Consider the following 25423-nt stretch of genomic DNA (forward strand, 5'->3'; position numbering starts at 1 on the left):
TACAAGCGAGTCACCCCGGCACGGAATGGAGATCGGGGTGGGGTCTCTCACAGTGACACTGTCACGGTCCGCTCGTTCGAGCGGGGCGGCGCCGTCAGCGGCGGCCGCGGATGCGGAAGCGCTCCACGCGCGTCGCCGCGGCGTGGTCGCCGTCGCCGCGGTAGGTGACCTCCACGCGGTAGCGGCCCGCGCGCGAGCGTCCCTCGCGCAGCCCGATCGGGGCCACCACGACCCCGTTCTCGAGGGCACCGCGAGCGACGCGCACCGTCCGCCCCGACTTCCGTACGACGACCCGCACCCGCCCCGACGGCGTGGTGCCGTAGTCGCCGGTGGCCCGCACGTGGACGGCCAGCTGTCCACGCAGCCGCTTGCCGGTGACGTCGATCTGCAGCCGGGTGCGCACCGGCACGACCTGCCAGTTCAGCGGCGTCGACGCGCTGCCGTCCTGGCGCAGCGGGTCCTGGGGCAGGAAGGTGGCCTGCACCTCGTGAGCGCCGGTGACCGCCCTGGGGAGCACGAGACCGGCGGTGCCGCTCGCACCGAGGTTGGCCTTGAACGCGACCCCGTCGACGGCGAAGACCACGTCGCCCTGCGCCGGACCGTCGGCGGCGGTGACCGCCGCAGTGGCGGTGACGACCTGGCCGTAGTCCGACTGCTGGGTGCTCAGCAGGAGCGTGGTGCTGGACGGTGCCGCCGCCGCGGCCGTCGGCACCGGTGCGCCGGCGGCCGCGAGGCCGAGCACGCCGGCGGCGACCACGCGGGTCGCCTGCCGGCGTACGGACGAACGAGTCATGTGGAACCCCCTGCCCGGATCGTAGATCACGGGCAGGGTGGCTCAGCCGACCTTGACCTTCGCCTTGCCCGTGGACTTCGCGTGGGTGGCGTCGCCCTTGTAGGACACGGTGATCGTGTAGGTGCCGGGCTTGGTGACCTTGGTGAGGACGACCTTGGCCTTGCCCTTGGTGACGTCCACGCGCAGGCTCTTGACCTTCTTCTTCCCGCGGGTCACCTTCACCTTCGCCGTGCCACCGGCGGCCTTGTCGGCAGACCCGACCTTGATCCGGGCGACGATCTTCGACTGCTTCTTGGCGTAGCTGCCGCTGACCTTCGTGGTCGTCGCCTGCACGGCGGACGGGGGCAGGGTGCCGTCGGCCGTCACGGCGACCGTGTCGACGGTGGCGTCCTGGCCCGGGTTGAGCGTGCAGGTCACCTTGTAGGGCGAGAGCGTGCTCGCGCCACCGCCGGAGGTCTTGCCGGCGAGCACGGCGGTGAAGTTGCCGGCCGTGAGCTTCACGGTGCCCTCGGCGGTCGGGGTGATCGCCGTGCCGACGGCGGTCGCGGGGACCACCATGTCGCCCGAGGCGGGCACGGTCGTGACGGGGACCGACGCCGGCAGCTGCCCGGCCGCGCCGTTGACGGCGAACCCGAAGCTCGTCGACTCGCCGGCGGCGTTGGTGCCGCCCTCGACCGTCGCCGCGCCGAGGCTGGCGAGCGTCTCCCTCAGCGCGTTGGGGACCGTCACCTTCGCGGTCACCGTGGGCGTGAACGACTCCCCGACCTTGATCGAGGCAGGCGCGTTGGTGTCGGCCGTGACCGTGAAGGTGAAGTCACGGTTCAGCGGGTCCTTGCACGCATAGGCGAGGTTGTCGGACGCCGCGACCGCGGGCACGGCGCCGAGGCCGGTGACGACGAGCGAGGCGATGCCGAACGCGGCGAGGCTGGACTTCAGGTGCATGCGTTTTCCCTCCCAAGGAACAACGGGTCAGCGCCACCGTCCCTCCCTGGCCGGTGGTCGCCCCCGCACTGTGACACTCAGTTACACACTGAGGTACACCCTGTCCCACGATGCGGTACGCGTGTTCACCGAGTTGCCCGCACCTCGAAGACGCGGGTCGCACGGGACCGCGCGTGGTTACCGTCGCCCCGATAGGTCGTCACCAGTCGGTAGCGACCGGGACCGAGCCGGCCGAGCCGGACGACCGCGCTCCCTGCGTCGAGCCTGGCCCTGACGACCGAGTGGTGCGTCGTGCCGAGCTCGCGCAGGGTCAGCCGGACCCGGCCCGTCGGGATCGTGTCGTACGCCGCTCGCACCCGCACGACCGCGCGTGTCCGACGCTGCGGCGCCCGACCTGTGACGTTGACGATCGTGCGCGTCAGGGCCCCCACCACTGTCAGCGTCTGGGGAGCGGATTCGCTGCCGGTCTGGTTGCGATACAGGAAGGTCTGGTAGGTCGCGGCCACCTGGTGCACACCGATCGCGAGGGGCGGGAGGGTCATGGACGCGAGAGGCGAGTCGTGGATGTCGATGAGGTGCTCGACCTGGTCCACGCGGAAGGAGACCCGACCGAAGGTCGTCAGGTCGTCGACGTCGACCCGCGCAGTCGCCACGATGGGCTGCCCGTAGGACGCCACCGGCGATGCCGACAGCGTCAGCGTCGTGGTCGACGTCGAGAGGACCTGGATGTAGTCGAGGTAGCCCGAGCCGTCGGACGGGCACGTCAGGCTGAGGTGAGTCGCAGAGCCGTCCGGATGCAAGAGGTCCAGGTCGATGGTGGCGTCGCGGATCGCGACCCACCAGTCTCCGGCGTGGAGGGCGGTGTAGCTGCCGGTGGCGAGGAAGGGAACGTCCGCCGGAGTGCCCTGATCGCCGAGGTCGGTGACAGGGACGGCCAGGTCCAGGGTGCGGACAGTGCCGCCCTCGCTGATGCCGAGATGGACGACGCCGGAGAAGCGATCGGCGCCCCGGGCCACCGCGTCCGCGGCGACCGGCCCCGGAAGGGCGCTCGACAGCGTCGCCGGCACGCTCTGTCCGATCCGCATCGGGCCCGTGCCCAGCGGTGCCTCCGTGTCGGCGTCAACGGTGAGGGTCACGCTCGACGGAGACCCGTTCGAGGTGCAGTGGAGCTCGAGCGGACCCGAGGCACCCACGGCGGGTGCGACCGGGCCGAGGCCGACCGCGATCGAGGCGAGCAGCGCGACCAGTGCAGCCGACGCGGCCCGCCGACGTGGCAGAAGGGCGGGACGGACCCTCATCCCCCCAGCATCTGCCTGCCGGGGGTCGAGAGCCAGACCTAGGGCTTGATGACCTTGCTGACGATGCGGCCGACGACGAGCCAGGCGATCGCGCCGAGGCCCCAGTTGAAGAGCGCGTTCTTGATGTCGGCGCCCTCGCCGCGGAACTGCTTGATGCCGTCGCTGCGCGAGAAGATGTCGAGGTCGACGTAGCCGGCGCCACGGAGGATGAGGTCCACCGCGTCGTTGGACCGGTTGGCCTCGAGCGCGATCAGCAGGGCGCCCATGGCGAGCAGCAGCGCCGAGAGGGCGCTCACGATCCACACGAGCTGGGCCAGGGTTCCCCGGATCTTGTCCACTGGTCTTCTCCTCAAGGTCGTCACGGCGACGTGTCCGGCGCTCAGGCCGGCTGCCGGAGCGTACCCGGTGTCAGCGCCCCACGAAGGTTGCCTTGCCCGGTCCGTTCTCAACGAACGAGGTGATGCCACGGGTACGGTCCTCGGTCGCGAAGACGCCGGCGAACTGCTGGCGCTCGATCTCCAGGCCCGTGTCGAGGTCGACCTCGCTCCCCCGGTCGATGCACTCCTTCGCCGCCCGGATCGCCAGGGCGGCCGCGCCGCTGAACTGCGCGGCGTAGGACACTGCCTCCTCCAGGACCTTCTCGGCGGGGACCACGCGGTCCACCATGCCGATGCGCAGTGCCTCGTCGGCCTTGACGAAGCGGCCGGTGAAGATGATGTCCTTCGCCTTCGCGGTGCCGACGAGGCGGGCGAGGCGCTGGGTGCCGCCGGCGCCGGGGATGATCCCGAGGAGGACCTCCGGCTGGCCGAAGACCGCGTCCTCGGCAGCGAAGCGGAGGTCGGCGGCCAGCGCGAGCTCGCAGCCCCCGCCCAGGGCGTACCCGTTGACGGCAGCGACCACCGGCTTCGGGATCCGCGCGATGGCGGTGGTCGCGGAGCTGACCGAGGTGGAGACCTTGACCATGTCGGAGTAGGTCAGGTCGGCCATCTCCTTGACGTCGTTGCCCGCCGCGAAGACGCGCTCACCGCCCCACAGCACCACGGCTCTTACGTCGTCGCGCTCGGCGAGCTCGGCGGCCGCCTCCCGGAGGTCGGCCTGCACCTGGATGCTGATCGCGTTCATCTTCGGGCGGTCCAGCCGCAGCACTGCGACCCCGTCGGTCACGTCGATCGAGACGAACTCCATGGTTGCTCCTCATCGTCGGTGCCGTGCACGCCGCGTCCCGTGAGCGGTGTTGCACGATTGAGATGCCGCATTGTGCCGTGCGGGCCGGACTCGACCACAATGACCCGCGTGACACCCCCCGAGTCCTCAGTCTGGAACCACGACGGCGAGACCATGACGGTCTGGCCGGGTCGCAACTACCCACTGGGCGCGACCTGGTCGCACGAGGCGACGAACTTCGCCGTCTACGCACCGGCCGCGGAACACGTCTGGGTGTGCCTGTTCGACGACGACGGTGCCGAGGTGCGGCACCTGCTCACCGAGCACTCGCTCGGCGTGTGGCACGGCGCCATCCCGGGTGTGTCGCCCGGCGCCCGCTACGGCTACCGCGCCAGCGGTCCCTGGGACCCCGACGCCGGCCTGCGGTTCAACGCCGAGAAGCTGCTGCTCGACCCCTACGGCAAGGCGGTCTCCGGCGACCTGGTCGTCGACGACGCGATCTTCGGCTACACGATCGGCGAGCCCGAGACCCCGAGCGACCTCGACTCGGCGCCGTACGTCCCGCGCAGCGTCGTCGTCTACGACGACTTCCAGTGGGGGGCCGACACCTCGCCGCGCCGACGCTGGCGCGACACCGTGATCTACGAGCTGCACGTCAAGGGCATGACCGAGCTGCACGACCGGGTGCCCGAGGAGCTGCGCGGCACGTACGCCGGCCTCGCCAGCCCCGCGGTGACCGACTACCTCAACGACCTCGGCGTCACCGCGGTCGAGCTGCTGCCGATCCACCAGTTCTTCTCCGAGCCGGCCCTCGCCGAGCGCGGCCTGGTGAACTACTGGGGCTACAACTCGCTGTGCTTCTTCGCCCCGCACAACGCGTACTCGCACGCGGGCGACCGGGGCCAGCAGGTCACCGAGTTCAAGCAGATGGTCAAGGACTTCCACGCCGCCGGCCTCGAGGTGATCCTCGACGTGGTCTACAACCACACCGCCGAGGCCGGTCCGCTCGGACCGACTCTGAGCTTCCGCGGGCTCGACGACCGCGGCTACTACCAGCGCGTGGTGCCGCCTCCCCCGGAGGAGGGCGAGGAGCCGATGCCGGTCACCTACTGGGACGTCACCGGCTGCGGCAACACCGTCGACTCCACCCACACCCAGAGCCTGCGGATGATCCTCGACTCGCTGCGCTACTGGGTCAACGAGATGCACGTCGACGGCTTCCGCTTCGACCTGATGAGCGCGATCACCCGCACCGACCAGGTCGTCGACATGGGCAGCCACCTGCTGACCGCGATCGGCCAGGACCCGGTCCTGCGGCACGTGAAGCTCATCGCCGAGCCCTGGGACGCCTCGATGGACGGCTACCGCGTGGGCGAGTTCCCGCCGCCGTGGATCGAGTGGAACGACCAGTTCCGCGACACCATGCGCGACTTCTGGCGCGGCCAGTCCGCCGGCGTGCGCACCGTGGCGACGCGGCTCGCCGGCTCGAGCGACCTGTACGCCGACGACGGCCGCTCGCCCTACGCCTCGGTCAACTTCATCACTGCGCACGACGGCTTCACCCTGCGCGACCTGGTGTCGTACAACGACAAGCACAACGAGGCCAACGGCGAGGACAACCGCGACGGCACCGACAACAACCGCTCGTGGAACTGCGGCGTCGAGGGCGAGACCGACGATGCGGAGATCATCGCCGTACGACGCCGGCAGGCGGCCAACCTGATGGCCACGCTCTGCTTCTCCAGCGGCGTGCCGATGCTGACCGCCGGTGACGAGCGCGGTCGCACCCAGGGCGGCAACAACAACGCCTACGGCCAGGACAACCAGACGTCGTGGATCGACTGGCGGCCCGACGACGCCTGGCTCGACGTCTACGAGATCACCAAGACCGCCCTGCGGCTGCGCCGCGAGCACCCCGCGCTGCGCCAACGGCACTGGTTCGAGGGGCGCCCGACCATCAAGGGCGGCATCAAGGACCTCGTCTGGGTGCACCCCAGCGGGCGCGAGATGTCGACCGAGGACTGGAACGACGACGGCGGACGCACCGTCGGGATGTTCCTCAACGGCGCCCCGCTGCGCTCCCCCGGCCCGCGCGGCGAGCAGGTCCGCGACACCTCGTTCATGATCTGGCTCAACGCCGGCGGCGAGGACGTGAAGCTGACCCTTCCGGACAACAAGTGGGTCCACCACGGCGAGGTCGTGCTCTCCACCAACGCCGAGGTCGCCCTCGGCACCGAGGTCGTCGCCGGGAGCACGCTCGAGCTGCAGGCGCACTCGGTGCTGGTGCTGCGCCAAACCTGACCCGCGATGAACTTCCACCCCAGTGCGTGGAAGTTCATCCGGGCCCGAGCGTGGGACCGCCGCGGACGGCCTGAACTTCCACCCCAGTGCGTGGAAGTTCATCCGGGCCCGAGTGTGACGCGGATTTGGGCGGAACCGGGGGCATCTCCGACAATGTGTCGTAACAACGAGTCCGGAGGTGGTCGCATGGCGCACACCGTTCCCGCCCGCCGCAAGGAGAAGGGCCGCGGGCACCTCCTCGACCTCGATGCGCCGCGAGTGGTGGTCAAGGACCCCGAGGGCGACGCCCGCGACCTGGCCCGCGTGCAGCGCTGGGTGATGTCGACGCTCGCCGTCACCACGATCCTGCACCTCGTGGTCGGCCTCGTGGTCGCCGCGGTGATGCTCGACGACTCGCCCGTCAGCTCGCAGGTCGGCCTCACCGTCGTGGCCGGCGCGTTCGGCGCCATCGCCGTGGCGGTCGGCCGCGCCATCCACGGCAAGCGGATCCTGTCGGCCTGGCTGCTGCTGGGCCTGGTGCCCACGCTGGTGGGCCTCTGGCTCACGCTGGGCTAGCCACCCACTCCATCGGGTCGCCGGCGTCGAGGTCGGTGATGCCGAGGGTCTCGTAGGCGCCGAGCACCACGAGGCGTCGTACGGCGGCGAAGGTGAGCACGTGCGCCACCATGCCGCCGTAGGTGAAGACCTTCACGGGGTCGCAGGTGGCGTCGACGAAGGTGTCGTCGAGGCGGCCCTCCTCGATCGTCGTGCGCACCTGGGTCAGGAACGTCGAGCCCTCGTCGGCGAGCTCGCGGCGCAACGTGCTGATCGACTTGCCGCGCTCCTGGTCCCAGTCGTAGCGGCGCTGCTCGACGGCGGCGTTCCACTGGGTGAGCTGGCCGACGAGTCGGCCGAGCACGGAGCGGATCGTCATGTCGTCGTCGATGGTGCCGATCGGCACCTCGATCGGGGCGTCGAGCTGCTCGTCGCTCAGGCGGGCGGCGCGGTCGAGCATCTCGCTCGTCAGCCAGAGGTGGTGCTCGATCATCCGGGTCAGCAGGTCCATGGCGGTCACCTTTCGGGCGGTGGGCAGCCGGAGGCTGCCCGGTGGGTGGAAGTGCACCTGGCTCGCGGCCTGGATCTGCGTGCGGGTCGGTGCGTGACGCCAGCGGCTGGGGGCGGAGCCGTAGGCCCGCGAGAACGCGCGGGTGAACGCCTCGTGGGAGCCGAAGCCCGCCTCGATCGCGACGTCGAGCACCTGCCGGTCGGTGGTGACCAGCACGTACGCCGCCCGCTCGAGCAGGAGCCGCCGGCGCATCTTCTCGGGTGGCTCGCCGCCCGCCGCGGACACGACACGGTCGAGGTGGTGGCGCGAGAGGTGGAGCCGTCGCGCCCGCTCCTCGCTGCCCAGGTCGAGCGTCTCGGCGAGGGTCGCGAGGAACTCCCCGAAGGTGTCCGCCACTGTCGTCATGCCCTCACCCTCCCCGCCGGGTGACCGGCTCCGCTTGATCGTGCTTGCGCACTCCGAGGATGCCTCAGCCGAGCCGCTGGGTCACCGAGACGACGATCCCGTCGGGGCCGCGGACGTAGGCCATCCGCCACGTGTCCTCGTAGTCACCCACTCCCCCGACCAGTCCGTAGCCGTCGGCGGCGAGCCGCTCGACCGCCGCGTTGACGTCGTCCACCTCGAAGCAGACGTTGCGCAGACCGAGCTCGTTGGCCATCGCCCCGGGCGAGCCGGGCGTGTGGTCGGGCCGCACGAAGCGGGCCAGCTCGAGGCCGGTCCCGCCACCCGTCGGCCGCAGCATCACGATCTCGCACTGCGAGTCGGGGATGCCGCACACGGTGTCGATGAACTCGCCCTCCACGAAGCCGCGCCCCTCGACCTCGAGGCCGAGGCCGACGAAGAAGTCGGTCGCCTCCTCGAGGTCGGAGACGGTGACGCCGATGTGGTCGAAGCTCCTGATGCTGGTCATGGGTCGATCCTCCGGTCCTCAGTGGTGCTTGCGCCACTGGGTCGGAGCCGAGTCCGGGATCTCGACACCGCACGGCCATCCGGACAGCCAGTCGGGGACGAGTACGTAGAAACCCCGATGCGAGCAGGGCACCCGGAGGCGCACCCTGTCAGGACCAGCAACCCCCGATCACCGAAGGGAGACGCACCATGTGGGACACCGTCGAGAAGACCAGCAGCCACCTCAGCCACGACGTGCCGTGCCCGAGGTGCGGGCACGCCACGCACACCTACCTGCCGTGCAGCGACACCTGCACGTGCCGGAGGTCGATCCCGCAGGCAGTCGCCTGAGCGGGCCGCGGTCGGCACCTGGTGGGGTTGTCAGGCACTCCCTGAACTTGTCAGGCCGTGCACGGGCCGACAACTTCAGTGATCCCCGGTCAGCCGGGGATCACTGAAGTGGACAGTCAGGCGGGCTCGGTGACCAGGCCCAGCTCGGCGACCGAGGCCAGGGCCTCGTTGCGCGGGATGACGCGCACCGTGTAGCCGAAGGCGCCGGAGTGGTCGAGGGAGACCGCGGCGTCGAAGCGGTGGCGGTTGCCGTCGTACGACTCCCCCACGAGCATCGGCGTCACCGAGGTGGCGGTGAGCTCGTCGTCGGAGCCGATCTTGCCGTGCACGACCTGCACCTCGACGTCGTCGGGCGAGAGCGAACCGAGGGCCACCCAGGCGCGGACGGCCAGGGTCGCGCCGACCTCGGCCTGGTCGCCGACGCCCTCGGAGTCCACGTGCTCGACCCGGACGCCGGACCACGCCGCGCGGACGGTCTGCTTCCACGAGGAGAGCTCGCGGGCGCCGGCGTAGTCGGAGTTCAGCGCGCGGGAGGTGTGGGCAGCAGGGGCGTAGAGCTCACGGACGTAGTCGCGCACCTGGCGCGTCGCGAGAACCTTCGGGCCGAGCGACTTGAGGGTGTGGCGCACCATCTCCAGCCAGCGCGGCGGGACGCCCTCGTGGTTGGTCTCGTAGAACCGCGGGACCACGTCGTTCTCGATGAGGTCGTAGAGCGCGTTGGCCTCGAGGTCGTCACGCCGGTCGGGGTCGTCGATGCCGTCGGCCGACGGGATCGCCCACCCGTTGTTGCCGTCGTACCACTCGTCCCACCAGCCATCGAGGATGGAGAGGTTCAGGCCGCCGTTGAGCGCGGCCTTCATGCCCGAGGTGCCGCACGCCTCGTAGGGGCGCAGCGGGTTGTTGAGCCACACGTCGCAGCCGGGGTAGAGCGGCTGCGCCATCGCGATGTCGTAGTTGGGCAGGAAGGCGATGCGGTGCCGGATCTCCGGGTCGTCGGCGAAGCGCACCATCTCCTGGATCAGCCGCTTGCCGGTCTCGTCGGCGGGGTGCGCCTTGCCGGCGATGACCAGCTGGATCGGGCGCTCGGGGTCGAGGAGCAGCTTCCGCAGGCGGTCGGGGTCGCGGAGCATCAGGGTGAGCCGCTTGTAGGTCGGCACGCGACGAGCGAAGCCGATGGTCAGCACGTCGGGGTCGAGGGCGCTGTCGATCCAGGTGGACTCGGCGGGCGCGAAGCCGCGCTTGGCCGCCGACTTCGACATCCGGCTGCGGGCGTCCTCGATGAAGCGGGTGCGCAGGGTGCGCTTGAGGTCCCAGATCTCGCGGTCGCTGATCTGGTCGACCAGCGGCCACAGGGCGTCGGTGTCGTCGCCGTCGACGTCGGCACCGCGGCTCGCGGCGAGCTCGATGACCTCGCGGGCGATCCAGGTCGGGCCGTGGACGCCGTTGGTGATCGAGCTGATCGGCACCTCGGCCTCGTCGAAGGCCGGCCAGAGGCCGTTGAACATGCCGCGCGACACGTGGCCGTGCAGCTGCGAGACGCCGTTGGCGCGCTGAGCGAGCCGGAAGCCCATCACGGCCATGTTGAAGACGCCGGCGTCGCCGCCGTCGTAGTCCTCCGCACCCAGGGCGAGCACCCGCTCGACCGGGACGCCGGGGGTCGGCGAGTTGCCGCCGAAGTACTGCTCGACGAGCTCGCGCGGGAAGCGGTCGATGCCCGCGGGGACCGGGGTGTGGGTCGTGAAGACCGTGCCGGCGCGCGAGACCTCGAGCGCGGTGTCGAAGTCGAGCTGCGGGCCGCCCTCGCCGACGGTGAGCTCGCGGATCCGCTCGATGCCGAGGAAGCCCGCGTGACCCTCGTTGGCGTGGAAGACCTCCGGCGCCGGGGCACCGGAGATGCGCGACCAGACGCGGAGCGCGCGGACGCCACCGACGCCGAGGAGCAGCTCCTGGCGCAGCCGGTGCTCGGAGTTGCCGCCGTAGAGCCGGTCGGTGACGTCGCGGTAGTGGGCGCTGTTCTCCTCGATGTCGGTGTCGAGCAGCAGCAGCGGCACGCGGCCGACGTGCGCGACGAGGATCCGGGCCACGAGGTCCGGGCCGTCGGGCAGCGCGATCGAGACGGTGGCACGGCTGCCGTCGGCCTCGCGGAGGACGGTCAGGGGCAGCTCGTCGGGGTCGAGGACGGGGTAGCTCTCCTGCTGCCAGCCGTCGCGGTCGAGCGCCTGCTTGAAGTAGCCGTGGCGGTAGAACAGGCCGACGCCGACCAGCGGGATGCCGAGGTCGGACGATGCCTTGAGGTGGTCGCCGGCGAGGATGCCGAGGCCGCCGGAGTACTGCGGCAGCACCGAGGTGATGCCGAACTCGGAGGAGAAGTACGCGATCGCGCGGGGCGCGTCGTCACCGGCCTTTCGGGCGTACCACCGGTCCTCGGAGAGGTAGCGCTCGAGGTCTGCGTGGGCGGCGTCGAGCCGGTTGCGGAAGTCGCCGTCGTCGACCAGCTGGTCCAGCCGCTCGCGGCCGACGGCACCCAGGAAGCGCACCGGGTCGCCGGCGACGTCGCGCCACAGCTGGGGGTCGATGGACGCGAACACGTCCTGGGTGGGCGGGTGCCACGACCAGCGCAGGTTGCCGGCCAGGACGGACAGCGCACCCAGGGGCTCGGGCAGGACAGGACGGACGGTGAATCGACGAAACGCTCGCACGATCGAGCACGCTAGGGCATTTCTTGGATCGATCCAACCCGTTGCGCGAAGCCTGTGCCGCGCGGCGCGGTGAGAGGCGCCGCATAACTCGCCGGTAGGCAGCGCCGTTGTCCGCGCATGAGCCAGCCCCGCCCTCGCCTCGGCCGCACCGCCCTCGCGGCCGCATCGCTACTCGCGATCTCCACCCTCACCACGATCGCCGCCCCGGCGACCGCCGAGCCCGAGAGCGTCACGCCGGGCCCCACGCCCGGCGACGTACGGACACTGGGCGACCCGGTCGCCGGTCCGGCCGACGTCGACGGCCGCGGCACCGCCGCCCCGACCGCGGCCCAGAAGGCAGCCGTCGCCGCCCTCGGCACCGTCACCGCACGTTGGAACACCCTCGGCACGCCCGCCTCGATCCTGCCAGCCTCGGGCAGCCTCGGCGCGGCCCCCGGTGCAGCGGCCGACGGCGCTCGCGCGTGGCTGCGCAGCCACGCCGACCTCTTCGGCATGACCGCCTCCGACGTCGACGGGCTCGTGCTGGTGAGCTCGCAGAAGCTCGCCCAGTCCCCCGCCCGAGCGGTGCTCTTCCGCCAGGACTTCGACGGCGTCGCCCCCGCGCTCGGCGGCCTGGTCACCCTCGGCGTCGCCGACGGCAAGGTCGCCTACGTGTCGTCCTCGCTGGCCCGGACGACGGGTGCGATGCCCGCGGCGACCCTCTCGCCGCTCGACGGGTGGCTGAAGGCGGCCACCGACCTCTCGGTCGGCGTCCCGGCCGCGAAGCTCGCAGACATCACGAAGGCGGTGAGCGGTGGCTGGACCCGCCTCACCGTCCCGGGCTTCGCGCAGGAGCAGCAGGTCCGGCTCCGCGCACTGCCGATGGCCGACGGTTCGGTCCGCCCGGTGCTCGAGGCCAACGTGGTCAACGCCGCCGGCGAGAGCGCCCTCGGCTTCACCTCGCTGGTCGACGCCGTCACCGGCGACGTGCTGGCCCGCCACAACCGCGCCGAGAACTTCACCTACAACGACGTCTTCACCGGCGCGGTCACCCCCACCGAGTGCGGCCCCAAGCACCCGTTCGACCTGACCGACGACCTGACGAGGTCGATCACCGCGGTCGCCACCGGCGTGCCCGTCGACGACTTCACGGTGAAGATCTGGAAGGGCGACAGCCTGCTCGTCACCGGCGACCTGGCCACCAACCCCGAGGTGGCGACGTACTCCTCCGCGGCGATCCCGGCCGGCACCTACTCCGCCCAGGTCTGCCCCTTCGACGCCGCGTCGGTGACGGTCGGGCAGTACGCCCTCGCCGTGACGACGAGCGACACCGCTGCCCCGGGCACCAACGACCTCAGCGCCAACCCGCACTGGCGCTACTTCGCCGCCAACCCGACCCTCGACTCCCCCGACCAGACGCCGACCAACTCGGTCGTCGGCTGCTGGCGGCTCACCGATGCCGAGTGCACCACCCCGCCCGGCGAGCTGCGCACCATCGCCTCCTTCGGCCCGTGGGACACGATCGGCGCCGTCCCGACCTTCACGACCGTCGGCAACAACGCCAACACCCACGAGGCGTGGGCCAGCCCGCTCACGCCCGGCGGCCTGCTGCAGGCGCCGATCTCGCCGGAGCGGCACTACACCGGTGAGTTCACCGACGCCTGGAACAACAGCCGCTGCGACACCGCCCAGCTCGTCCCGGGCGGCAACGACATCGACGCCTCGGTCGGCAACCTGTTCGTCGCGCACAACCGGATGCACGACTACTCCTACTACCTCGGCTTCACCGAGGAGAACTACAACCTCCAGTCCGACAACGGCAGCCGCGGCGGCGCCGCCGGTGACCCCGAGGTCGGCAACGCCCAGGCCGGCGCCGTCTCCGGCGGCAGCCCGAGCTTCCTCGGTCGTGACAACGCGAACCAGATCGCCCTCCAGGACGGCATCCCCGGCATCACCAACCAGTACCTCTTCGAGCCGATCGCCGGCGCCTTCTACGCCCCCTGCACCGACGGCGGCCTCGACATGGGCATCGTCGGCCACGAGTACACCCACGCCATCAGCAACCGCATGATCGGCGGCCCGGACGAGGGCATCACGTCCGAGCAGGGCGGCGCGATGGGCGAGTCGTGGGGCGACCTGGTCGCCGGTGAGTACCAGTTCGCGCACGGCTACAGCAACGGCGGCAACGTCTGGGCTGTCGGCGCCTACGCCACCGGCAACACCGAGACCGCGATCCGCGACTACTCCATCGACGAGAACCCGCTGAACTACTCCGACTACGGCTTCGACACCACCGGCCCCGAGGTCCACGCCGACGGCGAGATCTGGAACGGCACGATGTGGGAGGTCCGCCAGGCCCTCGTCGAGAAGTACGACGCCCAGTTCCCGTACGCCGACAAGGCCCTGCAGCTGAAGTGCGCCGACGCGACCGCCACGGCCACCCCGCGACCGGCCGACGCCTGCCCGGGCAACCGCCGCTGGGTCCAGCTGGTCTTCGACGCCTTCCTGCTCCAGCAGGGCTCCACGTCGATGCTCGACGCCCGTGACGCGATGCTCGCCGCCGACCGGATGCGCTTCGACGGTGCCGACCAGGACGCCATGTGGGCGGCCTTCGCCCGCCGCGGCATGGGCGTGGACGCCCACACCGTCGACGCCGACAACGACGAGCCGACGCCGAGCTTCGCGACCCCGACCGGTCCGGGCTCGACGATCACCTTCGCCACCACCGGCACGGCGAAGGTCTTCGTCGGCGACTACGAGGCCCGGGTGACCCCGGTGGCCGACACCGACCCGGCCACCGACCTCGGGGCCAGCGCGGAGTTCACGCCCGGCACCTACGACATGGTGGCGGTCTCCCCCGACCGCGGCTTCACCCGCTGGACGATGAAGGTCCTCGCCGACGGCACCGCCCGCACGGAGACCGTCGGCGACGTGGTCAACCTGGCCAGCAGCGCCGCCGGCGCCTCGGTCATCACCGCCACGGACGGCTCGCTCAACGCCGAGGCCCTCATCGACGGCACCGAGGCCACGAACTGGGGCGGAGTCACCGCGGCCCAGGTCGACGAGTCCCACCCGTCGGTCGCGGTCGACCTCGCCGGCGAGGTGAGCACCGTCAAGCGGGTGCAGGTGAGCGCCTACCTCACCCCGGCGCCGGCCTCCCCGACCGACATCCCGCTCGCGCAGGACGACCCCGACTCGGGTTCGCGCTTCACCGCCCTGCGCCAGTTCGCGCTGGAGGCGTGCACCGCCGGCTGCGACTCGGCCGACGCCACCTGGACGCGGTTCTACACCTCGCCCGCCGACGCGTTCCCGAGCGCGCTGCCCAGGCCGGTGGCGCCGACGCTCAACCTGCGCGAGTTCGACGTGCCCGACACGGAGGCGGCCGCCGTACGCCTGGTGGCGCTGGAGAACCAGTGCACCGGGCAGGCGGCCTACGCCGGCCAGCAGACCGCGAGCCAGACCGTCCTCACCGACTGCAAGGAGGGCTCGGACCGCGGCACGATCGTCCACGCCTCCGAGCTCCAGGTCTTCGGCGACGCGCCCACGCTGCCGGTGCAGCCGGGCCCGAACCCCGGCGGCGCAGGCGGTGCGGGCACCGGGACGGGATCCGGCACCGGCACCGGCACCGGCTCGACGGGTACGACGACCACGCCCGGCACCGCGCGGGTCAAGCCCACCGTCGGCCTCAAGGTCCTCCGCAAGCTCCAGACCGCGGACACCAGGGCACCGGCGCTCGTCATCGACGTCGCCTCCGCCAGCGCACTGCCTGCGGCGGGCCGCCTGGTGGTCGTCATCGACGGCGAGAAGTGGCGCACGGTGTCCACCGCGACCGGCGAGCGACGCGTCGTGGTGACCAAGCGGCTGCTGCGCGGACGCCACACGGTGCGGGTCCGCTTCCGCCCCGAGGACCGCACGGCGTTCCGTCCCGCCCGCAGCCGGGTGCAGCGGATCGTCGTCAGGCACCGGTGAGCGAGCACCCCACCGGGTGAGACCACCTCCGTCACGGGTTGCGTCCGGCACCCGACCTTCGCAAGTGTGGGGTCATGGTTGGACGCATACCCGTGATGGATGTTTCCCCCGTCGTCGACCTGGGCCGGCTCTCGGCCAAGGCGACGGTCGGTGAGCCGATGCCGGTCCGGGCCAGCGTGTTCCGCGAGGGCCACGACCAGCTGGCCGCCGAGGTCGTCGCGATCGATCCGGGCGGCACCCGCCGCGCCCCGGTCCGGATGGTCGCCGACGGCGACCAGCCCAACCGCTACATCGCGCGGATCACCCCCGACGTCGAGGGCGAATGGACCTTCGAGATCCAGTCGTGGTCCGATCCGATCGCCACCTGGCAGCACGACGCGGGCATCAAGATCCCCGCGGGCGTCGACGTCGAGCTGATGTTCACCGAGGCGCGCCTGCTGCTCGAGCGGGTGGCTGCGGCCACCGGCAGCGACAAGCTCGACAAGGCCGCCGGCGCGTTGGTCGCAGGGGCGATCAAGGCCGCCGACGACACCAGTCGCCCGGTCGCCGCGCGGCTGGCCGCGCTCCAGGACCCCGACCTCGACGCCGTGCTGCTGGCCCACCCCCTGCGCGAGCTGACGACCGTCACCGGTCCCTTCCGCTTCCGCGCCGACCGCGTGCGGGCCATGTTCGGCAGCTGGTACGAGTTCTTCCCCCGCTCCGAAGGCGCCAAGAAGGACGAGAAGACCGGCAAGGTCACGAGCGGCACGTTCCTCACCGCGCTCGAGAGGCTCGACCGCGTCGCCGAGATGGGCTTCGACGTGATCTACCTGCCGCCGATCCACCCGATCGGCGAGGTCAACCGCAAGGGCCCCAACAACACCCTCACCCCCGGCCCCGAGGACACCGGCTCGCCGTGGGCGATCGGCAGCAAGGACGGCGGCCACGACGCCATCCACCCCGACCTCGGCACGTTCGAGGACTTCGACGCCTTCGTGGCCCGCGCCAAGGAGCTCGGCCTCGAGGTCGCGCTCGACTTCGCGCTGCAGGCTGCTCCCGACCACCCGTGGGTGACGACGCACCCGCAGTTCTTCACGACCCGCGCGGACGGCACGATCGCCTACGCGGAGAACCCGCCGAAGAAGTACCAGGACATCTACCCGATCAACTTCGACAACGACCCCGCCGGCATCTGCCGCGAGGTGCTGCGGGTGATCAAGCTCTGGATGTCGCACGGCGTGCGGATCTTCCGCGTCGACAATCCCCACACCAAGCCGCTGGCCTTCTGGGAGTGGCTGCTCGCCGAGGTGCGCCGCACCGACCCCGACGTGCTCTTCCTGTCCGAGGCCTTCACCAAGCCGGCGATGATGCACGGCCTCGGCGCCGTCGGCTACCACCAGAGCTACACCTACTTCACCTGGCGCACCGGCAAGCGCGAGATCGAGGACTACCTCGTCGAGGTGTCGCGGCAGTCCGACCACCTGATGCGTCCGAACTTCTTCGTCAACACGCCCGACATCCTCCACGCCTACCTGCAGTACGGCGGCCCCGCGGCGTTCAAGGTCCGCGCGGCCCTCGCCGCCACCGGGTCTCCGAGCTGGGGCGTGTACGCCGGCTACGAGCTCTTCGAGCACGTCGCGGTGAAGCCCGGGTCGGAGGAGTACCTCGACTCGGAGAAGTACCAGATCCGGATCCGTGACTGGAAGAAGCACGACGCCGACGGCACCACGCTGGCGCCGTACATCACCCGGCTCAACCAGATCCGGCGCGAGCACCCGGCGCTGCAGCAGCTGCGCAACGTCTCGATCCACTCCAGCGACGACGACAGCGTGCTGGTGTTCTCCAAGAGGCACGAGGACGACGTCGTCATCACCGTCATCAACCTCGACCCGCACGGCGCGCGCGAGACGATGGTCCACCTCGACATGCCCGCCCTCGGCCTGGGCTGGCACGACTCCTTCGTCGCCCACGACGAGATCACCGGCGCCGACTGGAGCTGGAGCCAGCACAACTACGTCCGGCTCGACCCGGGCTGGGAGCCCGCGCACGTCATCAGCGTCAGGAGGACCCGTTGACCGACCAGCCCATGCCGACCGACGCAGGAGCCGCCACGGCGGTGCTCAACGCCGAACCCGACTGGTTCCGCACCGCGGTCTTCTACGAGGTGCTGGTGAGGTCGTTCCGGGACTCCAACGGCGACGGCACCGGCGACTTCAAGGGCCTCATCGAGAAGCTCGACTACCTCGAGTGGCTCGGCGTGGACTGCCTGTGGGTGCCGCCGTTCTTCACCTCGCCGCTGCGCGACGGCGGCTACGACGTCGCCGACTACAACAACATCCTCCCCGAGTGCGGGACCGTCGACGACTTCCACGAGTTCATCGACGCCTGCCACCAGCGCGGCATCCGGGTGATCATCGACTTCGTCATGAACCACACGAGTGACGCCCACCCGTGGTTCCAGGCCAGCCGCAGCGACCCCGACGGCCCCTACGGCGACTTCTACGTCTGGTCCGACACCGACGAGCTCTACCAGGAGGCCCGGGTCATCTTCGTCGACACCGAGCCGTCCAACTGGACCTGGGACCCGGTGCGGCAGCAGTACTTCTGGCACCGGTTCTTCCACCACCAGCCCGACCTCAACTTCGACAACCCCAAGGTCCACGACGCGATGCTCGAGTCGATGGCCTTCTGGCTCGACATGGGCCTCGACGGCTTCCGCCTCGACGCCGTGCCGTACCTCTACGAGCGGCCCGGCACCAACGGCGAGAACCTCAAGGAGACGCACGACTTCCTGAAGAAGTGCCGCACCTTCGTCGACGAGAACTACCCCGGCCGGGTGCTGCTCTGCGAGGCCAACCAGTGGCCCGCCGACGTGGTCGAGTACTTCGGCCCCGAGCAGACCGAGGACGGCCGCTGGGTCGGCACCGAGTGCCACATGGCCTTCCACTTCCCGGTCATGCCGCGCATCTTCATGGCGGTGCGCCGCGAGTCGCGCTTCCCGATCTCGGAGATCCTCGAGCAGACGCCGTCGATCCCCGACGGCTGCCAGTGGGGCATCTTCCTGCGCAACCACGACGAGCTGACGCTCGAGATGGTCACCGACGAGGACCGCGACTACATGTGGTCGGAGTACGCCCACGACCCGCGGATGAAGGCCAACATCGGCATCCGCCGCCGCCTCGCCCCGCTCCTCGACAACGACGTCAACCGGATGGAGCTGTTCACCGCGCTCCTGCTCTCGCTCCCGGGATCTCCCGTCCTCTACTACGGCGACGAGATCGGGATGGGCGACAACATCTGGCTCGGCGACCGCGACGGAGTCCGTACGCCGATGCAGTGGACGCCCGACCGCAACGCGGGCTTCTCCTCCGCGACGCCCGGCAAGCTCCACCTGCCGGCGATCCAGGACCCGGTCTACGGCTACCAGTCGGTCAACGTCGAGGCGCAGCTGGAGAACACCTCCTCGCTGCTGCACTGGACCCGCCGGCTCGTGCACGCCCGCCGTCGCCACCCCGCCTTCGGGCTCGGCGACTTCACCGACCTCGGCGGCTCCAACCCCAGCGTGCTGTCCTACGTCCGCGAGCACGGCGAGGGCGAGGACCGCGACGTGATCCTCTGCGTGAACAACCTCTCGCGCTTCCCGCAGCCGGTCGAGCTCGACCTGCGCCACTGGGAGGGGATGGTGCCGGTCGAGCTGCTCGGCGGCGTGCCGTTCCCGGCGATCGGCGAGCTGCCCTACCTGCTCACCCTGGGCGGATACGGCTTCCTCTGGCTGCGGCTCACCGACTCCACGATGAACCCGGGGGTGGACGCCTGATGACCGATGCCCACACCGCCCAGCTGACCAGCTGGATCGACCAGGCCCGCTGGTTCGGCGGCAAGGGTCGCGAGTGGACGCTGACGGGCCTGCGCCGCGTCGGCGAGCTGCCCGACCCGCCCGACGGGCTGCGCGTGGCGGTCGAGCTGGCCGAGATCTCCTTCGGTGACGAGACCGAGCTCTACCAGGCGCCGCTCGCCTACTACGCCGAGCCGCAGGACCGCCTCTCGCACGCGCTCATCGGCGAGTGGGACGACGAGGACTTCGGCCACGCCTGGGTCTACGACGCGGTCCACGACCGCGAGTCCATGGCCCTGTGGCTGCAGGCCTTCGCCGCTCCCCCGTCGAGCACGGCGCGCGGCCTGCTCGACTTCCACCGGCTGCCCGGCCACGAGCTCGACCTGGAGGCGCACTCGACGCTCTTCTCCGGCGAGCAGTCCAACTCCTCGGTGGCCTTCGGCGAGGACTCGCTGATGAAGGTCTTCCGCAAGGTGACCCCGGGCGTGAACCCGGACATCGCGATCCACCAGGTGCTCACCGAGGCCGGGTCCTCCCACGTCGCCTCGCTCTACGGCTGGCTCGACCTCGTGGACGAGGAGACCAACACGACCATCCAGCTGGCCATGCTGCAGCAGTTCCTGCGCACCGCCAGCGACGGCTGGGAGCTGGCCCTGTCGAGCGTGCGCAACCTCTTCGCCGAGGCCGACCTGCACGCCGAGGAGGTCGGCGGCGACTTCGCCGGCGAGGCTGCCCGGCTCGGGGTCGCGCTCGCCGAGGTGCACGCCGACCTCGCCGCGCACTTCCCGGTCGAGGAGCGCGACGCCGCGGCCCTCGACGCCCTGGCCGGGGCGATGGAGGGCCGGCTCGACGCCGCGCTCGACGTCGTACCCCAGCTGGCGGAGCACGAGGCGGCGCTGCGCGAGACCTTCGGCCGGCTGCGCGGGCTCGGCGGCGTCGAGGTGCAGCAGGTCCACGGCGACCTGCACCTCGGCCAGACCCTGCGCACGGTCAAGGGCTGGAAGATCGTCGACTTCGAGGGCGAGCCCGCCAAGCCCCTGGCGGAGCGGCTCAAGCCCGACTCGGTGTGGCGTGACGTCGCAGGGATGATCCGGAGCTTCGACTACGCACCCCGCGTCGTCGCGATGACCGGCGGGGCCACGAGTCGGCAGAGGGACGCCGGCGCAGAGGCCGAGCAGCGCGACTACCGCGCCGCCGAGTGGTCGGGGCGCAACCGCGCCGCCTTCCTCGACGCCTACACCACGCAGCGCGGCGAGGACCTCGGCGCCGCTGCCAGCACCCTGCTGGACGCCTACCTCGCGGACAAGGTCGTCTACGAGGCTGTCTACGAAGCCCGCAACAGGCCCGGTTGGTTGTCCATCCCCCTGGCGGCGTTGGGAGAGACCACATGAGCACGAGCAAGGAGACCGCCCCCGGCGAGCTCGACCTTCACCTGATCGGCGAGGGCCGGCACGAGGAGTTGTGGACCGTCCTCGGCGCCCAGGTCACCGACGGCGGCACGTCGTTCAACGTCTGGGCGCCCAACGCCCTGGAGGTCCAGGTCGCCGGCGAGTGGGCCGGCTGGGACGGCGCCGCCCACCCGATGACGCGGCTCGACAGCTCGGGCGTCTGGCACGTCCACGTGCCCGGTGCGGGCGTCGGCGCGCAGTACAAGTACCGCCTGCGCGGCGCCGACGGCCAGTGGGCCGACCGCGCCGATCCGCTCGCGCAGTACGCCGAGAAGCCGCCGAGCTCGGCGTCGCGGGTGTGGCGCTCGGAGCACCAGTGGGGTGACGACGCCTGGATCGAGGCCCGGCGCGGCAAGCAGCCGGTCGACGAGGCGATGGCGACCTACGAGGTGCACCTCGCCTCGTGGCGCAAGCACTACAGCGGCGAGCTGTACTCCTGGGACGAGATCGCCGACGCCCTGGTGCCCTACGTCGCCGACCTCGGCTTCACGCACGTGGAGTTCATGCCGGTGATGCAGCACCCGTTCGGCGGCTCGTGGGGCTACCACGTGACGTCGTACTTCGCCCCGGACTCGCGCTTCGGCGACCCCGACGGGCTCAAGCGGCTCATCGACCGGCTGCACCAGGCCGGCGTCGGCGTCATCCTCGACTGGGTGCCCGGGCACTTCGCCACCGACGAGTGGGCGTTGGCCCGCTTCGACGGCACGCCGCTCTACGAGGACCCCAACCCCCAGCGCGGCTGGCACAAGGAGTGGGGCTCCCACATCTTCAACTTCGGCCGCCACGAGGTGCGCAACTTCCTCTACGCCAACGCGGTCTACTGGCTCGAGGAGTACCACGCCGACGGCCTGCGCGTGGACGGCGTCGCGTCGATGCTCTACCTCGACTACGCCCGCGAGCACGGCGAGTGGTCGCCCAACGTCCACGGCGGCCGCGAGAACCTCGAGGCAGTGCAGTTCCTCCAGGAGATGAACGCCACCGTCTACAAGCGCGTGCCCGGCATCGTCACGATCGCCGAGGAGTCGACCGCGTGGCCCGGCGTCACCGGCCCGACCAGCGACGGCGGGCTCGGCTTCGGGTTCAAGTGGAACATGGGCTGGATGCACGACTCGCTCAACTACGTCTCCAAGGACCCGCTCTACCGCAGCCACCACCACGGGCAGATGACCTTCTCGCTGGTCTACGCCTTCGCGGAGAACTACGTCCTGCCGATCAGCCACGACGAGGTCGTGCACGGCAAGGGCTCGCTGCTGCGCAAGATGCCGGGCGACCGGTGGCAGCAGCTGGCCAACCTGCGCGCCTACCTCGCCTACATGTGGGCCCACCCCGGCAAGCAGCTGCTCTTCATGGGCTGCGAGTTCGGCCAGGAGTCCGAGTGGGCCGAGAGCCGCGAGCTCGACTGGTGGCTGCTCGAGCACCCCGAGCACTCCGGCGTCCATGCGATGGTGCGCGACATGAACGCGGTCTACTCCGCGTCGGGCGCGCTCTGGGGCCGCGACAACGACCCCGACGGCTTCCGCTGGATCGACGCCAACGACGCGGGCCGCAACACCTTCTCGTTCGTACGCCGCTCCCCCGGCCACCCCGACCTGGTCTGCGTGGCCAACTTCGCCGGCCAGCCGCACGAGGGCTACCGGCTCGGGCTGCCGTCGGAGGGGACGTGGTCGGAGGTCCTCAACACCGACGCCGAGGCCTACACCGGCTCGGGCGTCGGCAACCTGGGTTCCATCACCGCCACCGGGGGCGACCACCACGGGCAGCCGGCCTACGCCGACATCGTGGTGCCGCCCCTGGCGACGGTCTGGTTCAGGAAGGACTCCTGACTACATCAGGTGGATCATCTCCAGCATCCCCATGAGGGCGTGCGGCATGCCGCCCATCTTGGGGTCGGGGAAGAAGCACATGACGACGTACTGGCCTGCGGGCAGGTCGTAGTCCACCGTCATGCTCCTGCCCGGGCTGACCGAGCCGGTCTCCAGCGAGCCGGCGAGAAGGAACGCCGGAGGCGGCGTGTTCTCGTCGCTGGTCTGGAGGAACTCCAGCACCTGGTCGGTGGTGGTGCCCTCGGCGACCTGCTGCAGCACGACGAAGTGCGGCACGCCGGTGTTGCCCTTGTTCTTCAGCTCGAAGCTGCCCTTCATCGGGAGGTGCGAGGCACCGCCCCAGGACGGGCCGGACTTGCCGATGATCTTGCCGTCGGTGCGCGGCAGCTTCGACGAGCCCGCCGGTCCCCGTACGACGACCGGGTCACCGGTGACAACCCCGCGGTCACCGAGCGAGAACGGCGTGTACGACCCGGGCTTGGGGAACACGATGGAGCCGGATCCCCCACCGCTGAGCCCACCCAGGATCTGGGTGTTGGCCAGCGCCCGCTTGAGCGCCTTGATGTCGTTCTTGGCGCCGAACTTGTTGACGTCCGCGACGAAGTCGCCGGCGTCGTAGCCGCGCTTGAACATCGCGAACTCCACGATGCCCTTGCCCTTGACGCTCAGGTCGACCCGGCCGGCCTTGAGGCCGTTGGTGCCGGTCACCGTGATCGTCTTCTTCGTCAGTGTGGCCTTGATGTGGGGCGTCGCCGCCCGCGAGGCCGTCGGCGACCCGGAGGCACTCGCCCCGGTCGGCGACAGCAGGAGCGGCGTGCTGGCGAGCGCCACTGCGCCCACCACTGCGACCACCCTGCGCATCCTGTTCACCATCTGCATGTGCGGACCAACCTTTCCGGTGCTCCGTGCCGACCCCCGTCGGCACAGCAGTCAAGTAAAGGCACGTTTGACCGGGGGCGTCACCGGAGATTCCGTCAAGGTCCAGACCACACCCCACAAACGGGGTATGCGGACCCGGCGCCCCGCGGGCACACTCGATCGGATGCGGGGGACGCTGGAGAACAAGGTGCGCGCCGCGGTCGCGGCGGCCGCGGTCGTGATGGGCGCCGGCGCCGTGGTGGCCTACGACGTCGGGCAGGGCCCCGACGCCCGCCCGGCCTATGCCGAGCCGGTCCGCAACGCCACGATCGTGATCGACCAGGGCGGCGTCCGGAAGGGCTACGCGACCCCGCTCGTCACGGTCTCCGGCGGCGGCACCGTGACCGTGGTCAACCTCGACTCCTTCGACCACACCGTCACCTCGGTGGCCAAGGGTCCCGACGGCCTGCCGGTGTTCGACGTACGGGTGCGGGCCGGGACGTCCGAGACCGTGCCGGGCACCGCGCAGCTCGCCGCCGGGGCGTGGGAGTTCTACTGCAAGTTCCACCCCAACATGCGCGGCACGCTCACCGTCGAGGGCACGGGCGGTGGGGTTGAGCCCGAGCGGCCCAGCTTCGACCAGCCGCTGGTGGTGCCACGGACCGAACGGGGGGCCGACCTCCGGCTCGTCATGAAGCGGAGCAAGGTGCGCACCCGCGCACACGGCCCCAAGACGTCGATGTGGACCTACGACGGCACCTATCCCGGCCCCACCATCCGGCGGCGCGGTGGCCAGGGCACCGAGGTCACGGTCGTCAACCGGCTGCCCGAGGGCGCCGGCGCGATGTCGACCCACCTGCACGGCGACCACCACGCCTCGCAGTACGACGGCCAGCCGACGTCGTACCTCATCCGGCGGGGCGCGAGCCGCACCTACGACTACCCGCTGACCGTCGCCGGCAAGCCGGAGCCGGGGTCGTTCTTCTGGTACCACGACCACCGGATGGACCGCACCGCGCGCAACAACTGGCGCGGGCTCCAGGGCATGTTCATCGTGACGGACCCGCCGCAGCGCGGCCTCCGGCTGCCCAGCGGGGCCCGCGACGTGCCGCTGATGGTCTCCGAGCGGTCGTTCCGCGCGAACAACCAGCTCACCGACCCGTTCGCCCACGGCCCGACGATGGTGGGCCACCACGGCTCGATGGCGTGGACCGGCCCACATGCCCCGCCGGACGACGCCACGATCGGCGACACCGTGCTCGTCAACGGCCGCGAGGCGCCGTACCTCCGCGTCTCGGCCACGCGCTACCGGCTGCGGCTGCTCAACTCCTCGCCCTTCTCCAGCTACAACTTCGCGCTGTCCGACGGTCGTCCGTTCCTCCAGATCGGCACGGGCAGCGGGCTCCTGCCCAGGGCAGTGGTGCGCTCCCACGTGCTCCTGGGGCCCGCGCAGCGCGCCGACGTGCTGGTCGACTTCCATGGCGCGACCGGCCATGACCTGGTGCTCTCCTCCGAACCCGCCCCGACCGGCACGAGCGGCGACGACGCCCGCCGGACGCCGGTCATGGAGTTCCGCGTCGGCGACCCGGCCCCCGACACCTCACGGCTGCCGTCACGCCTGCCGTCACCGAAGCTGGTCTCGCCCGTGCCGAAGAAGGTGGCCAAGACGTGGACCTTCGGCCTGTCCGGCAACGACCACCACGGCAGCTACTGGTCGATCAACGGCGAGGCCTTCGACCCCGACCGGGTCGACCACCGCTCCCGCCTCGGCACCGTCGAGCGCTGGCGGTTCCGCAACACCAGCGACATCACGCACTACGTCCACATCCACGCCGAGCAGTGGCGCACCCTGCGCCGCGACGGCAAGGCCCCACCCCCGTGGGAGCGCGGCCTCGAGGACACCTGGCGCCTCGAGCCCGGCGAGGTGGTCGACGTCGCCGCCCGCTTCACCGACTACACCGGACCCTTCATGATCCACTGCCACATGCTCGACCACGAGGACCACGGCATGATGGCCCGCTTCGACGTCGTCGACTGACGAGCATGGGACG

18 protein-coding genes are annotated in these 25423 nt (G+C 70.9%); 9 read left to right on the forward strand and 9 right to left on the reverse strand.

Annotation, left to right across the window (positions count from 1 at the left end):
* Window positions 1–94: 94 nt before the first annotated feature.
* From J2X46_RS00525 to J2X46_RS00545, 5 genes are all read right to left on the reverse strand, one after another.
* Entirely contained in the window at window positions 95–793 is a 699-nt protein-coding gene (locus J2X46_RS00525; RefSeq protein WP_310245552.1) for an Ig-like domain repeat protein, read from the reverse strand.
* Between the two features lie 42 nt (window positions 794–835).
* On the reverse strand, window positions 836–1735 hold the full coding sequence (locus J2X46_RS00530; protein WP_310245554.1) for a DUF6801 domain-containing protein: 900 nt from the start codon (window positions 1733–1735) through the stop codon (window positions 836–838).
* Between the two features lie 125 nt (window positions 1736–1860).
* Window positions 1861–3033: a hypothetical protein gene (locus J2X46_RS00535; protein WP_310245557.1), complete on the reverse strand. Its 1173-nt coding sequence runs from the start codon at window positions 3031–3033 to the stop codon at window positions 1861–1863.
* Window positions 3034–3071: 38 nt separating this feature from the next.
* The gene (locus tag J2X46_RS00540) at window positions 3072–3371 is read right to left on the reverse strand and encodes a hypothetical protein (protein ID WP_310245559.1); all 300 of its coding nucleotides are present in this window, start codon (window positions 3369–3371) and stop codon (window positions 3072–3074) included.
* Between the two features lie 70 nt (window positions 3372–3441).
* Window positions 3442–4218, reverse strand: a complete 777-nt coding sequence (locus J2X46_RS00545; RefSeq protein WP_310245562.1) for an enoyl-CoA hydratase-related protein — start codon at window positions 4216–4218, stop codon at window positions 3442–3444.
* 99 nt (window positions 4219–4317) lie between these two features.
* Here J2X46_RS00545 and glgX point away from each other — a divergent pair, with 99 nt between their 5' ends.
* On the forward strand, window positions 4318–6498 hold the full coding sequence (glgX, locus tag J2X46_RS00550; protein WP_397212315.1) for a glycogen debranching protein GlgX: 2181 nt from the start codon (window positions 4318–4320) through the stop codon (window positions 6496–6498).
* Window positions 6499–6684: 186 nt separating this feature from the next.
* Window positions 6685–7053: a hypothetical protein gene (locus J2X46_RS00555; protein ID WP_310245566.1), complete on the forward strand. Its 369-nt coding sequence runs from the start codon at window positions 6685–6687 to the stop codon at window positions 7051–7053.
* On the opposite strand, the gene J2X46_RS00560 is transcribed toward J2X46_RS00555, so the two are convergent.
* Both J2X46_RS00560 and J2X46_RS00565 read right to left on the reverse strand, forming a co-directional pair.
* On the reverse strand, window positions 7040–7948 hold the full coding sequence (locus J2X46_RS00560; RefSeq protein ID WP_310245569.1) for a helix-turn-helix transcriptional regulator: 909 nt from the start codon (window positions 7946–7948) through the stop codon (window positions 7040–7042). The genes J2X46_RS00555 and J2X46_RS00560 overlap by 14 nt on opposite strands.
* A gap of 64 nt (window positions 7949–8012) precedes the next feature.
* Window positions 8013–8453, reverse strand: a complete 441-nt coding sequence (locus J2X46_RS00565; protein ID WP_310245572.1) for a VOC family protein — start codon at window positions 8451–8453, stop codon at window positions 8013–8015.
* A gap of 188 nt (window positions 8454–8641) precedes the next feature.
* Here J2X46_RS00565 and J2X46_RS00570 point away from each other — a divergent pair, with 188 nt between their 5' ends.
* Complete coding sequence (locus J2X46_RS00570) at window positions 8642–8782, forward strand: hypothetical protein (protein WP_310245574.1); 141 nt, start codon at window positions 8642–8644, stop codon at window positions 8780–8782.
* A gap of 116 nt (window positions 8783–8898) precedes the next feature.
* Here J2X46_RS00570 and glgP read toward each other — a convergent pair whose 3' ends face one another.
* Window positions 8899–11481, reverse strand: a complete 2583-nt coding sequence (gene glgP / locus J2X46_RS00575) for an alpha-glucan family phosphorylase (protein WP_310245576.1) — start codon at window positions 11479–11481, stop codon at window positions 8899–8901.
* A gap of 117 nt (window positions 11482–11598) precedes the next feature.
* Between glgP and J2X46_RS00580 the strand changes: the two genes are divergently transcribed.
* The 5 genes from J2X46_RS00580 (at window position 11599) to glgB (ending at window position 22514) form a co-directional block, all read left to right on the forward strand.
* A complete protein-coding gene (locus J2X46_RS00580) occupies window positions 11599–15429 on the forward strand; it encodes a M36 family metallopeptidase (RefSeq protein WP_310245579.1) in 3831 nt (1276 codons plus the stop codon).
* Between the two features lie 95 nt (window positions 15430–15524).
* A complete protein-coding gene (locus J2X46_RS00585; RefSeq protein ID WP_397212322.1) occupies window positions 15525–17483 on the forward strand; it encodes a maltotransferase domain-containing protein in 1959 nt (652 codons plus the stop codon).
* An 11-nt stretch (window positions 17484–17494) separates the two neighbouring features.
* Entirely contained in the window at window positions 17495–19225 is a 1731-nt protein-coding gene (gene treS / locus J2X46_RS00590) for a maltose alpha-D-glucosyltransferase (protein ID WP_310247306.1), read from the forward strand.
* The gene (locus tag J2X46_RS00595) at window positions 19225–20634 is read left to right on the forward strand and encodes a maltokinase N-terminal cap-like domain-containing protein (protein WP_310245583.1); all 1410 of its coding nucleotides are present in this window, start codon (window positions 19225–19227) and stop codon (window positions 20632–20634) included. The genes treS and J2X46_RS00595 overlap by 1 nt, the downstream gene beginning before the upstream one ends.
* Window positions 20631–22514, forward strand: a complete 1884-nt coding sequence (gene glgB, locus J2X46_RS00600; RefSeq protein ID WP_310245584.1) for a 1,4-alpha-glucan branching protein GlgB — start codon at window positions 20631–20633, stop codon at window positions 22512–22514. Before J2X46_RS00595 ends, glgB begins: the two co-directional genes overlap by 4 nt.
* Here glgB and J2X46_RS00605 read toward each other — a convergent pair whose 3' ends face one another.
* Window positions 22515–23366: a hypothetical protein gene (locus J2X46_RS00605; RefSeq protein WP_310245585.1), complete on the reverse strand. Its 852-nt coding sequence runs from the start codon at window positions 23364–23366 to the stop codon at window positions 22515–22517.
* A 190-nt stretch (window positions 23367–23556) separates the two neighbouring features.
* On the opposite strand from J2X46_RS00605, the gene J2X46_RS00610 reads away from it, so the two are divergent.
* Window positions 23557–25410: a multicopper oxidase domain-containing protein gene (locus J2X46_RS00610; protein ID WP_310245586.1), complete on the forward strand. Its 1854-nt coding sequence runs from the start codon at window positions 23557–23559 to the stop codon at window positions 25408–25410.
* Window positions 25411–25423: the final 13 nt, after the last annotated feature.

It is taken from the genome of Nocardioides sp. BE266 (genome assembly GCF_031457855.1).
Classification (GTDB): domain Bacteria; phylum Actinomycetota; class Actinomycetes; order Propionibacteriales; family Nocardioidaceae; genus Nocardioides.

Coding starts and splice junctions, on each gene's coding strand:
- J2X46_RS00525 (WP_310245552.1), bottom strand. CDS start 793: ATGACTCGTTCGTCCGTACGCCGGCAGGCGACCCGCGTGGTCGCCGCC.
- J2X46_RS00530 (WP_310245554.1), bottom strand. CDS start 1,735: ATGCACCTGAAGTCCAGCCTCGCCGCGTTCGGCATCGCCTCGCTCGTC.
- J2X46_RS00535 (WP_310245557.1), bottom strand. CDS start 3,033: ATGAGGGTCCGTCCCGCCCTTCTGCCACGTCGGCGGGCCGCGTCGGCT.
- J2X46_RS00545 (WP_310245562.1), bottom strand. CDS start 4,218: ATGGAGTTCGTCTCGATCGACGTGACCGACGGGGTCGCAGTGCTGCGG.
- glgX (WP_397212315.1), top strand. CDS start 4,318: ATGACCCGCGTGACACCCCCCGAGTCCTCAGTCTGGAACCACGACGGC.
- J2X46_RS00555 (WP_310245566.1), top strand. CDS start 6,685: ATGGCGCACACCGTTCCCGCCCGCCGCAAGGAGAAGGGCCGCGGGCAC.
- J2X46_RS00560 (WP_310245569.1), bottom strand. CDS start 7,948: ATGACGACAGTGGCGGACACCTTCGGGGAGTTCCTCGCGACCCTCGCC.
- J2X46_RS00565 (WP_310245572.1), bottom strand. CDS start 8,453: ATGACCAGCATCAGGAGCTTCGACCACATCGGCGTCACCGTCTCCGAC.
- J2X46_RS00570 (WP_310245574.1), top strand. CDS start 8,642: ATGTGGGACACCGTCGAGAAGACCAGCAGCCACCTCAGCCACGACGTG.
- J2X46_RS00580 (WP_310245579.1), top strand. CDS start 11,599: ATGAGCCAGCCCCGCCCTCGCCTCGGCCGCACCGCCCTCGCGGCCGCA.
- J2X46_RS00585 (WP_397212322.1), top strand. CDS start 15,525: ATGGATGTTTCCCCCGTCGTCGACCTGGGCCGGCTCTCGGCCAAGGCG.
- treS (WP_310247306.1), top strand. CDS start 17,495: ATGCCGACCGACGCAGGAGCCGCCACGGCGGTGCTCAACGCCGAACCC.
- J2X46_RS00595 (WP_310245583.1), top strand. CDS start 19,225: ATGACCGATGCCCACACCGCCCAGCTGACCAGCTGGATCGACCAGGCC.
- glgB (WP_310245584.1), top strand. CDS start 20,631: ATGAGCACGAGCAAGGAGACCGCCCCCGGCGAGCTCGACCTTCACCTG.
- J2X46_RS00610 (WP_310245586.1), top strand. CDS start 23,557: ATGCGGGGGACGCTGGAGAACAAGGTGCGCGCCGCGGTCGCGGCGGCC.